Origin of the sequence: Burkholderia sp. Ac-20345 (assembly GCF_017104825.1) — a bacterium.
Lineage (GTDB): Bacteria > Pseudomonadota > Gammaproteobacteria > Burkholderiales > Burkholderiaceae > Burkholderia > Burkholderia lata_B.
This window is the reverse complement of sequence record NZ_JAAGPO010000273.1, coordinates 1-10,814: the sequence shown is the minus strand read 5'-3', so window position 1 is coordinate 10,814 and position 10,814 is coordinate 1. Positions and strand designations below refer to the sequence as shown.

General features: G+C 67.3%; 9 protein-coding genes and 1 pseudogene. 4 read left to right on the top strand and 6 right to left on the bottom strand.

Going from position 1 to position 10,814, the window contains the following annotated elements; translation table 11 throughout:
• The 4 genes and pseudogenes from G3O06_RS43865 to G3O06_RS43850 form a co-directional block, all read left to right on the top strand.
• Positions 1–176: pseudogene (locus G3O06_RS43865) on the top strand (putrescine ABC transporter permease PotI); the annotation flags it as partial.
• A 103-nt stretch (positions 177–279) separates the two neighbouring features.
• On the top strand, positions 280–1,866 hold the full coding sequence (locus G3O06_RS43860) for a DUF3138 family protein (protein WP_205819807.1): 1,587 nt from the start codon (positions 280–282) through the stop codon (positions 1,864–1,866).
• 111 nt (positions 1,867–1,977) lie between these two features.
• Positions 1,978–3,282, top strand: a complete 1,305-nt coding sequence (locus G3O06_RS43855; RefSeq protein WP_205819806.1) for an FAD-binding oxidoreductase — start codon at positions 1,978–1,980, stop codon at positions 3,280–3,282.
• Positions 3,283–3,307: 25 nt separating this feature from the next.
• Positions 3,308–4,609 (top strand): FAD-binding oxidoreductase, encoded by a 1,302-nt coding sequence (locus tag G3O06_RS43850; protein WP_205819805.1) that lies wholly within the window; start codon positions 3,308–3,310, stop codon positions 4,607–4,609.
• 142 nt (positions 4,610–4,751) lie between these two features.
• On the opposite strand, the gene G3O06_RS43845 is transcribed toward G3O06_RS43850, so the two are convergent.
• From G3O06_RS43845 to G3O06_RS43820, 6 genes are all read right to left on the bottom strand, one after another.
• Positions 4,752–5,414, bottom strand: coding sequence for a DUF799 domain-containing protein (locus G3O06_RS43845; RefSeq protein WP_174974467.1), 663 nt, complete (start codon positions 5,412–5,414; stop codon positions 4,752–4,754).
• A gap of 10 nt (positions 5,415–5,424) precedes the next feature.
• On the bottom strand, positions 5,425–5,868 hold the full coding sequence (locus tag G3O06_RS43840; protein WP_205819804.1) for a DUF4810 domain-containing protein: 444 nt from the start codon (positions 5,866–5,868) through the stop codon (positions 5,425–5,427).
• A 67-nt stretch (positions 5,869–5,935) separates the two neighbouring features.
• Positions 5,936–6,607 carry a CsgG/HfaB family protein gene (locus G3O06_RS43835; RefSeq protein WP_205819808.1) on the bottom strand — a complete coding sequence of 224 codons (672 nt, stop codon included), beginning with the start codon at positions 6,605–6,607 and terminating at the stop codon, positions 5,936–5,938.
• Between the two features lie 667 nt (positions 6,608–7,274).
• Positions 7,275–8,633, bottom strand: coding sequence for a glutathione-disulfide reductase (gene gor / locus G3O06_RS43830; RefSeq protein ID WP_174974463.1), 1,359 nt, complete (start codon positions 8,631–8,633; stop codon positions 7,275–7,277).
• Positions 8,634–8,877: 244 nt separating this feature from the next.
• Positions 8,878–9,102 carry a hypothetical protein gene (locus G3O06_RS43825; protein ID WP_174918178.1) on the bottom strand — a complete coding sequence of 75 codons (225 nt, stop codon included), beginning with the start codon at positions 9,100–9,102 and terminating at the stop codon, positions 8,878–8,880.
• A 375-nt stretch (positions 9,103–9,477) separates the two neighbouring features.
• Entirely contained in the window at positions 9,478–10,599 is a 1,122-nt protein-coding gene (locus tag G3O06_RS43820; RefSeq protein ID WP_174918179.1) for a porin, read from the bottom strand.
• Positions 10,600–10,814: the final 215 nt, after the last annotated feature.

Sequence of the window (10,814 nt, the reverse complement as noted above, 5' to 3'; positions counted from 1 at the left end):
CGCTGCCGCTGGTGGTGTTCTCGCGCGTGCGGCTGGGGCTGAACCCGGAGATGAACGCACTGGCGACGCTGTTCATCACGGCGGTGACGATCGGCGTGATCGTCGTGAACCGGATGATGATCGCGCGTGAACGGCGCCGCATCGCTGACATGAAGGCGGCGTTCGCGGTGGCGTGACGCCCGGATAACAAGCACTGCAGACAAGCAAGACGCGCTGCCCCAGGGGGGGGGCGCGCGATTCGATCCCGATTTGACAGGCGCACGACAAGGAGAATCCGCAATGAAGAAGAAACTGATCTGCCTGCTGGTGGCCGGCGCGTTGCCGGGCATCGCGCTGGCCGGTTCCACATCCGCCGAGATCAAGGCGCTGCAGGCGCAGGTCGCGGCGCTGCAGAAGCAGATGAAGGCGATGCAGGCGCAGCTCGCCGCGAAGCCGGGCAGCACGGCAGTCGCGACGTCCGGCGCGGGCGCAGGTACGGCCGGCGGCGGCAAGGCCGTCATCGTGGCCGCCGATCCGGGCTCACCGGATTACGGCCATGCGCAGGCCGCGCTGACCAACGACGAGGTCAGCGAAATGAAGCAGCAGATCGCGAACCAGCAGTTGAAGGTCGACTCGCTGACGGACGCGGCCAACACGGGCCCGCTCGCCGGCCTGTCGGTAACGGGCTACATCGACCCGACCTACATGTACAACCGCGCGGCCGGCACGTCGTCGTTCCTGTTCGCGAACCACGAGAACGCGTACAACTACTTCAACAGCACGTTCGGCGATCTGTACCTCGACATCAAGAAGACCTTCGGTGTCGGCCCGATGGCGCCGTCGGCGGAAATCACGCTGATGCCGAACCGCGGCAACGGCATCACGCTGCTGCAGAACTCGCGCGGCTCGATCACCGATAACCTGCTGAACACCGCGGTCATCAACGTGCCAATCACCGCGTCGACCACGCTGGTCGCCGGCCTGATCCCGAGCTTCGGCGGCTACGAGGTGCAGCAGTCGAACCAGATGCTCACGCTCACGCACAACCTGCTGTACGATTTCTCGGATCCGGGCAGCTACGTCGGGATCGGCGCGAACTACACGAAGGGCAACTGGGCGTGGAAGTTCTTCCTCGGCAACGAGCAGTACCGCACGTACGGTTCGGTCACGACGACGGGCACCAACGCGCTCGGCGATCCGATCACCACCAGCAACAGGGTGCCGACCTTCACCGCACGCGCGGACTACACGTGGTCGAGCGCACTCGATCTCGGCGGTTCGTTCAACATCGGCCGCCAGACGCTCTCGAGCGCGATCGATGCGGACGGCGTCGTGCACTACGGCCCGGGCGGGGCGGCACCGAGCGCATACGGTTCGTTCTTCTTCGGCGAGCTCGACGCGACCTACACGCTCGCCGATATTCAGTACAACGCGGAAGTCGACTACGGCCGTCAGCAGCATGCGGCGTTCAACGGCGGACTCGCGCAGTGGTACGGCCTGTCGCTGCTCGCGCACCGCAAGTTCAACGCGCCGGTGGTCGGCCGCATGGGCGTGACGCTGCGCTACGACCTGCTCGCCAACTCGAAGAACGGCGGCGGCGGTGGCGGCATCGCGCTGAACGGCAACGGGATGGATCCGAGCAACGGCTTCGGCGTCGACGCGGACTGCCTCGCGATGTCGAAGGCCGGTGGCGGCCTGGGCTTCGAGTGCAAGGGGGCCGTGCGCCAGGATGTCGCACTCGACCTGCTGTTCTACCCGACCCAGCAGATCACCGTGAAGGTCGAATACCGCCACGACTGGGCGAACAACAAGGTGTTCCTGCGCAACGATGGATCGTACGGCAAGTCCAACGACCTGCTCGCGACGCAGTTCATCTATTCGTTCTGACGCAGCCCGCGCGGGACGCCGTGCCGCGCGCACGGCGTCCCGCGCCGTTTTTACCGGCCGGATGACGGTGCGCCATGCGCCGCCGCCGGCTGCAACGAGGGAGTCGTTTTCATGACGCAGTCTTTCACCCGCCGCGCCGATGCGCTCGCGCGCGACTCGTACTACGAAGCGACGGCTGTGCGCCCCGCCGTGGACGATCCCGCGCTCGACGGGACGATCGACGTCGACGTCTGCGTGATCGGCGCCGGCTTCGCGGGCCTGTCGACGGCGCTCGACTGCCGCGCACGCGGGCTGTCCGTCGCGGTGATCGACGCGCACCGTCCCGGCTGGGGCGCGTCGGGCCGCAACGGCGGCCAGGCGATCACCGGCTTCGCGAAGGACGAGGAGGTCGAGCGTCAGCTCGGCGCCGACGGCGCGCGCGCCGCGTGGTCGCTGTCGCTCGACGGCGTCGCGCTGATCGCCGAACGCATCGCGCGCTACGGGATCGACTGCGACTTCACGCGCGGCTACCTGACGGTCGCGACGAAGCCCCGCCGCATCGACGACCTCCACGCGTGGATGGATGCCGCGACCGGGCGCTGGGGCCATCCGTCGCTTTCATGGCTCGACACCGGCGAGATCCGCGCGCACATCGCGTCGACGCGCTATCTCGCGGGGGTCTACGATCCGCTGTCGGGCCACCTGCATCCGCTCAAGTACTGCCTCGGCCTCGCCGATGCTGCCCGGCGCGAGGGTGTCGCGCTGTATGCGCATACGCCCGCGCTCGACGTCGTGCGCGGTGCGCGGCCCGTCGTGCGCACGCCGTCGGGTGACGTGAGTTGCCGGTTCGTCGTGTCGTGCTGCAACGCGGGCCCCGGCGGCGTGCTGCCGGCCGCGACGGCCGCGCGCATCGCGCCGATCGCGTCGTACATCATCGCGACCGAGCCGCTCGGCCAGGCGCGCGCCGACGCGCTGATCGCGCAGCGCGAAGCCGTGTGCGACAACAACTTCTTCCTCGATTACTTCCGGCTGTCGGCCGACCACCGGATGCTGTTCGGCGGCCGCGCGAATTCGGCCGGCGCGTCGCCCGCCACGCTCGCCGAAACGATCCGGCGGCGCATGGCCGGCGTGTTCCCGCAGCTCGGCGACGTGCGCGTCGACCACGCGTGGGGCGGCTTCGTCGACGTCACGCGCAACCGCGCGCCGGATTTCGGCGCACTCGATCCGAACTTCTTCTACGTCCAGGGCTTCAGCGGCCATGGTGTCGCGCTCACCGGCATCGCCGGGCGCGCGGTCGCCGGCGCAATCGCGGGCGACACGCGCGCATTCGACCTGTTCGCGCGCATGCGTCACCGGCGCTTCCCCGGCGGCGACGCATGGCGGCAACCCGCGCTCGAACTCGGGATGCTGTACCACCGCGTGCGCGAGCTGTTCTGAGCCCACTCTCACCGTTCTCCTGATCATGCAGACATTCGCCAACCAGCCGCACGTCGCGTCCTACTACGCGGCGACCGCCAACGATACGACCCGCCACGCGCCGCTCGCCGGCACGATCGATGCCGACGTGTGCGTGATCGGCGCGGGCCTCACGGGCCTGTCCGCCGCGCTCAACCTCGCCGAGCGCGGGCATTCGGTGACTGTGCTCGAAGCGTCGCGGGTCGGATGGGCGGCAAGCGGCCGCAACGGCGGCCAGCTGATCGGCGGGTTCGCGTGCGACATCGACACGTTCGGGCAATTCATGCCGGAAGGCGACGTGAAGCGCATCTGGGACATGGGGCTCGAAACGCTGGCGCTCGTGAAATCGCGGATCGCGCAGCACGACATCGACTGCGCGCTGGTGCCCGGCTACCTGACCGCCGCGAACACCGAGCGCGACGCCGACGCGCTGAAACGCTGGCGCGACGAAGCCGCGAAGCGCTTCGGCTACGACCGCTTCCACTTCGTCGAAGACGACGAACTCGGCGACTACGTGCAGTCCGAGCGCTATTGCGGCGGCCTGTACGACCCGGACAGCGGCCACCTCCATCCGCTCAACTACACGCTCGGCCTCGCCCGCGCGGCGACCGATGCGGGTGTGCGCATCCACGAGGACAGCTGCGTGACGCGCGTGCGCGACGTCGCGGGCGGCCATGTCGTCGAGACGAGCGGCGGCAACGTGCGCGCGCGCTTCGTCGTGCTCGCGTGCAACACCTTCGTCGGCACGCTCGCGCCCGCACTGTCGAAGAAGATCATGCCGGTCGGCACCTACGTGATCGCGACCGAGCCGCTCGGCGACGCGCGCGCCGCCGCGCTGATGCCCGCGCGCGCGGCGATCTGCGACAGCCGCTTCGTGCTCGACTATTTCCGGCCGGCACCCGACACGCGGCTCGTGTGGGGCGGCAAGGTCAGCTATTCGACACGGGAGCCGCGCGATCTCGCGGCGGCGATGCGCGCGGACATGCTGAAGACGTTCCCGCAGCTCTCGGACGTGAAGGTCGACTACGCCTGGGGCGGCTTCGTCGACATCACGATGAATCGCGCACCGCATTTCGGCCGCATCGCGCCGACGATGTACTTCGCGCAGGGGTTCTCGGGCCACGGCGTGAACACGACTGCGCTCGCGGGCAAGCTGATCGCCGAAGCGATCAACGGACAGGCGAGCCGCTTCGACCTGTTCGACAAGATCCGCCATCGCGACTTCCCGGGCGGCGAGGCATTGCGCACGCCGGCGCTGGTACTCGCGATGAGCTGGTACCGGCTGCTCGACGCGTTCGGCGTGCATTGAGCGACGGCGTACGCGCCGCTTTTCCGGCCCGCCACCCACGCAAAAAGGCCGCGCATCCGCGCGGCCTTTTTTGTTTCAACGGCGCGCCGCGGCAGGCCGCTCGCGCCGGCCCGCCGCAGCGGCGCCCGTCATGCGTCGCCCGTCAGTCGGTGCCGTACTTCGGCGAGTGCGGGCCGTACAGCAGGCCGGTCGGCGGCCCTGCCGTCAGCAGCCGCCCGCTCGTGAACGCGGCGACGTCGTGGCTCTGGTCCATCAGCGTGTTCGCGACCTGCTTGACGGCGGCCATCACGAGCATGCCGATCAGGCTGCCGCCGTTGTTGCCGCCTTCGTCGCTCGCCGCGCTGGCCTGGCCCTGCCACAGCACGTCGCCGGTGCGCAGGTCGACGAGCTTGGTCGACGCGGACACGACCGTCGCGCTCGCGATGATCCGGTACACGGTGCCGTACTGCGACACCTTCGTGTACAGCGCGGCGTCCGCGCCGAAGATCTCGCGCAGCTTCGCGGGCGGCGTCTCCTGGATCTCGGCCGCGTTGGTCAGGCCGTTCTGCTTGAAGGTCTCGTCCATCACCGCGACCGGCACCACGTAATAGCCGGACTCGGCGAGCGGCAGCGTCATCTGCGACAGCATCCCGTAGGTCGCGCCGACCTCGGAGGTTTCGTTGACCGGCGGCAGCACGAGGATCGAGCGCGGCTGGCTCTTCTTGAATGCCGTGTAGTCGGGGCGTTTCACCGGCTGCGCGCACGCGCTCAGCAGCGCGACGAGCGACAGCACGGACATCAGCTTGAATGAGAGAGACTTGAACATGGCGGGCGCGTCACTGTTTGGCGGTGGTCGGATCGGCATTTTTCTGGCCGGCGATCGTCTGGCCGGCACCCTTCTGCGCGGCGGCCTTCGGATCCGCGGCTTTCGGCGCGCCGGTTTTCTTCTTCAGCAGGAAATCCATGTAGGTCGAGGATTCCGGGAACAGCTGCTTCTCGGCCTGCAATTCCTGTTCGGCCTGCTGTTCGTTGCCGACGCTCGCGTACAGCATCCCCAGATGCGCATGGAAGCCCGGCGGCGGTGTATGGCCCTTCCCGCGGATCTCCTGCAGCGCCTTTTCGAGCGCGTCGATCTGCTCCTGCGGCGACTTCTGCCCCTTGAAGTACTCGTACACCTGCGGCTGATAGCCCGTCCACTGATACAGCGGCGGCGTCGAGCTCGCGCAGCCCGCGAGCAGCAATGCGGCGGCCGTCGCCGGCAGCCAGTTACCCCGTTTCATGGTCTCTTCTCTTTTGATGTCGTGGTGATTCGATCGCCTGCGGCGCCGGCCCCGGCGCGCGCGGCGCTTACGGCGCGGTCTTCAGTGCGCCGGCGTCGACCTGCTCGGTGAGATGGTTCACGGCTTCCTGGATCGCGAGATCGAGCACCTTGCCGTTCAGCGTCGAGTCGTAGCCGGCCGTGCCGCCGAAGCCGATCACCTCGCGGTTCGACAGGCTGAACTCGCCCGCGCCCTGGCTCGATGCGACGACTTCCGACGTCGTCGTGTCGACGATGTTCAGGTTGACCTTCGCGTACGCGACCTGCGTCTTGCCGCGGCCGAGAATGCCGAACAGCTGGTGATCGCCGACGTCCTTGCGGCCGAACTCGGTCACGTCGCCCGTCACCACGTAGTTCGCGCCCTTCACGGCCTGCGCCTTCTTCATGAAGCCCGCTTCCTGCTTGATCTCGTCGAGGTTCTCGCGATCGAGCACGTTGAAGCGGCGGCTCTGTTGAAGGCGCGTGACGAGGATCGTCTTCGCCTGCCCGCCGAGGCGGTCGATGCCATCCGAGAAGATGCCGCGCATGTAGCTCGAGCGGTTGTCGAACTTGCCGACCGCGATCGCGACGGGCTTGCCCGCATACGGCTTCTGCGCGCTGCTGACGGCCGGCACGTCGAGCGTGCGCGACGATTCGGTCGCACAGCCGGACAGCGCCGCGACGACCGCGGCCGCCACGAGGACGGTACGTCGTGTCTGAATGTTCACTGCTGGTCTCCTTGCATGGAAAGATGGCCCGGTGCGGGCACGCCGGCTCGCGGACGAACCGGCAGTCGAATCGGCTACGGTACGAACATGCGTGCGCGCATCGGTGCGATGCACGCGTACGTATTCATCGCCAGGCTGGCGATCGCGGTAGGTGATGGACGGGTGCGTGCAACGGACGTGTTGCAACACGAAGACGATGCGGATGGGCAACGCGATACGCGACGGGCTCGCGTGCGTGCGTTACTTGTTGATTCTGGTAACTGCGCTGTTGATCGCGCATGATCGGCCCCGAATATGATTTTTCGCGATCATATCAAGCCTGTTTATCGAGACGAGGTGTCTTGATAAAAATTGACGATTTTCTTGCTGGTGTGAACGGCGCCGTCGAATCCGCCCCAAACCGTTGCCGGGCAATGATTCTCCAGCATCTGAACCGAGCACCTTGATTATCTGTTTTTGCCGCGGCGCATCGATCGCTGGCCCGACAATATCGAGATATATCGCTTTCGGCGCCTCCCCGCATTGCCAATATATTGAAAGCAATCATCGGAAATAATCGGGCTTTGCTACGCCGACAAATCGCTCGCCGGCCCATTCCCGATCCGGCAATCCGGCGCACATTCGGCGCACGCGCGCGCAGGCACGCGCGTGCCCGCTTCCGCTAGTCGGCCACCTTCTGCCGCATCGTCACGAACTCCTCGGCAGCGGTCGGGTGAATGCCGATCGTGTCGTCGAACTGCGCCTTCGTCGCGCCCGCGCGAATCGCGATCGCGATGCCCTGGATGATCTCGCCCGCATCGCGGCCGACCATGTGCGCGCCGACCACGCGCTGGCTGTCGCGCGCGACGACGAGCTTCATCAGCGTGCGCTCGTCGCGGCCCGACAGCGTATGACGCAGCGCCTTGAACGACGTGCGGTAGATGTCGACGTCGCCGTCGTACAGGTCGCGCGCGGTCGACTCGGTGAGGCCGACCGTCGCGACTTCGGGCTGGCTGAACACCGCCGACGGTACCCATTCGTGATCGGCCGCGACGCGCGATCCGCCGAACAGCGTGCGGGCGAGCAGCCCGCCGTCGCGCGTCGCCACCGGCGTGAGCTGCGGCCGCGACGTGACGTCGCCGATCGCATGGATCGAAGGCACCGACGTCGCCGAATACGCATCGACGGCGATCGCGCCGCGCGCGTCGAGCATCACGCCGGCCTGTTCGAGCCCGAGCCCGTCGACGTTCGGCACGCGGCCGGTCGCATAGAGCACTTCGTCGTACGGCCCGTGCCGCGCATCGCCGACGCGCACGGTCAACGTGCCGTCGTCCGCGCGCTCGATCGACTCGACCACCGAGCGCGCGTGGATCGCGACGCCCTGCTTCGTCATCTCGTCGGTCAGGAACTGACGCACGTCGTCGTCGAAGCCGCGCAGGATCTTCTCGCCGCGATAGAACAGGTCGACGTGGCTGCCGAAGCCGTTGAAGATGCCCGCGAACTCGACCGCGATATAGCCGCCGCCGACCACCGCGATGCGTTTGGGCAGCGCGGCAAGCGACAGCGCCTCGCGCGACGAGATCGCATGCTCGATGCCGGGCCGCGCCGGTAGCGACGGGCGCGAGCCGGTCGCGATCGCGATGTGGCGTGCGCGGATCGTGCGATCGCCGATCGCGACCGTGTGCGCATCGACGAACGTCGCGCGCCCGGCGTGCATCTCGACGCCCGATTGCCGCAGCAGGTTGATGTAGATGTCGCTCAGCCGGTTGATCTCGCGATCCTTCGCGGCGATCAGCGCGGGCCAGTCGAGCGTGCCGGCGCCGAAGGTCCAGCCGAAGCCCTTCGCGTCCTCAGCTTCGTGCGGGTAGTGCGATGCGTAGACGAGCAGCTTCTTCGGAATGCAGCCGCGCAGCACGCAGGTGCCGCCGATCTGCTCTTCTTCCGCTATGCCGACACGCGCGCCGTATGACGCGGACATGCGCGCGAGCCGCACGCCGCCCGAGCCGGCCCCGATGACGAACAGGTCGTAGTCGAAATCCATCGCATTCCCTCATCGCAGTTCGGATGAAGGCACGATAGCAAGATTCCTGAATTCTTGCGGCGCACGGTGCGGCCACGCGCGCGCCCAATAAAAAACGGCGAGAGACATTGCCTCTCGCCGGTCAAACCGGCTACCGGGTGTGCCATGCGTCACCGATCGACCGCATGCCCGACCTGCCGGCTGCGCGGCACCGGTCCGCCCGGGCGCGCGAAGGGCGCGCCCACGGCCGGACCAGCCGCCATGCTCATGCCTGCGACGTGTCGCTGCCGTCCGTCGCCTGCGTGTCGTCTGCCTGCTGCGGCTGCTCTTCCTTCTTCTCGAGCAAGCCTTCGATCGCCTCCGCACCCTTGAAGCCGGCGACGGCCGCCGCTGCCTTGGTCAGCAGGCCCGCATCCGGATCGACCTTCTCCGCTGCCTCGACCGCCGCCACGGCGCCAGCGATTTCACCCACGGTGTTCAGGATACCCATCGTCATCCCCTTTCAAGAAAATCGTGAGCGCATCGTCCCACGAAAAAAACCGGCGGACCGCGATTGTCATCACCGGATACACAAGTTACGCACCTGGCCGGCGGCACTCGCCGAGCGCGACCGGAACGACGCACGCGCGCGCCTGGCGGCACGCAACGGGCGATGCACGCAGCGTAGCGGAAAGCCTTCGCGCGCACTGTAAAAGTATGTTCTGGATTGCCGACGGTTCCCTTACGGCGCGGGGGTCTCGTGATGGAGCATTCGCCGAATAGTCGTGCGCGCGTATGAAGGTCGCGTGACGAAAAAAAAGAGGCGCCTCGCGGCGCCCCTTCGATGCATGCCGGACGACTGCCGGCGCATGCGTTCCGACGTTCGTCAGAAGATATTGCGCAGGCCGATCGCGATGCCGGTCTGGTTGCTGCGGCCCGGCAGCTCGACGTTCGCCGCGCCGTTCGTCTTGTTGAAGTCGACGGTGCCGTAGACTTCCGTGCGCTTGCTGAGCGCGTACTCGGCGATGCCGACGATCGCATAGCGGTTGCCGCTCGCGAGCGTGCCGTTCGTGGTCATCGCATTGCGCATATGGTCGTAGTAGAACGCGCCCGTCAGCGTCAGCGGCGCGCTGACCTGCCAGCTCACGCCCGCGAACGGACCGTCGTCGATCCGGCCCGTGCCCTTCGCGACCGGAATCGACTGCTGCGCGAGCAGGCTGTCGACGAAGCCGGTGTCGTCCTTCGAGCGCAGGTAGCCCGCGTAGATCTTCGCCTTGCTGAACGCGTACACGACGTTCGCGTGATAGATCGTCTGCTTGCGTGCCGAGTTGTCGCTGTTCTGCTGCGCGCCGGCCGCAATGCTGAGCGGACCCATCACGTACGACAGCGACACGCCCCACGCATTGCCCTTGCCCAGCGAACCCGGGATCTGGCCCGAGAAGCCGCCGGCACCGGTCGATTCGTAGTTGGTACCGGTCGAGTACATCGCCTTCGCGGTCAGCCCGTCGAACTTGCCCGTGTACTTGATCTGGTTGTCCGCATACAGGCCGCCGCCGAGTGCGACCGGCAGCCATGCGTTTTCGAGGTAGTTACCGACCGTCAGCGGATCGTAGGTGTCCGACAGCAGGTCGAACAGCGGCGTCTTCTGGCGGCCGAGGGTCACCGTGCCGTACGGGCTCTGCAGGCCGACGTACGCCGCGCGGTTGAACAGGCGGCCGCTGTCGGCGAATCCGCCGTTCTGCAGGTTCACGCCGCTCTCGAGGTTGAACACGGCCTTCAGGCCGCCGCCGAGGTCTTCCGTGCCGTAGATGCCGAAGCGGCTGTTCGTGATCGCGCCGTTGGCCATCGACAGCAGGCCGTCGTTCTTGGCGTTGGCGTTGGTCAGGTAGCGGATGCTGGCGTCGGCGACGCCCCAGAGCGTGACCGAGCTTTGTGCGGCCGCGTACTGGCTGGCAAATGCGAGCGCGGCGCCCCCTGCGATGGCTGCGAGTCGGGTGGTCTGCTTCATGAGCTTTCCTGTTTGTAGGTGTCTCCATTCATGGCCGGCCGCGTGCGCAGCCGGGTGGCGATCGCTCACGTTCTTGGCGCGCGCGATGTGGGCTGAATCATATGACGAGTGCCATCGCTGAAAGAAATTGAAATGCGCGGTAACGGCGGAACTGTCGCCCGCGCACAACGCCGCGCGCGCAAGGCTTGCCCGGCGGGCGGCGGGCGCCGCACGGA

Coding starts and splice junctions, on each gene's coding strand:
- G3O06_RS43840 (WP_205819804.1), bottom strand. CDS start 5,868: ATGAAACGGGGTAACTGGCTGCCGGCGACGGCCGCCGCATTGCTGCTC.
- G3O06_RS43820 (WP_174918179.1), bottom strand. CDS start 10,599: ATGAAGCAGACCACCCGACTCGCAGCCATCGCAGGGGGCGCCGCGCTC.
- G3O06_RS43855 (WP_205819806.1), top strand. CDS start 1,978: ATGACGCAGTCTTTCACCCGCCGCGCCGATGCGCTCGCGCGCGACTCG.
- gor (WP_174974463.1), bottom strand. CDS start 8,633: ATGGATTTCGACTACGACCTGTTCGTCATCGGGGCCGGCTCGGGCGGC.
- G3O06_RS43825 (WP_174918178.1), bottom strand. CDS start 9,102: ATGGGTATCCTGAACACCGTGGGTGAAATCGCTGGCGCCGTGGCGGCG.
- G3O06_RS43860 (WP_205819807.1), top strand. CDS start 280: ATGAAGAAGAAACTGATCTGCCTGCTGGTGGCCGGCGCGTTGCCGGGC.
- G3O06_RS43845 (WP_174974467.1), bottom strand. CDS start 5,414: ATGTTCAAGTCTCTCTCATTCAAGCTGATGTCCGTGCTGTCGCTCGTC.
- G3O06_RS43850 (WP_205819805.1), top strand. CDS start 3,308: ATGCAGACATTCGCCAACCAGCCGCACGTCGCGTCCTACTACGCGGCG.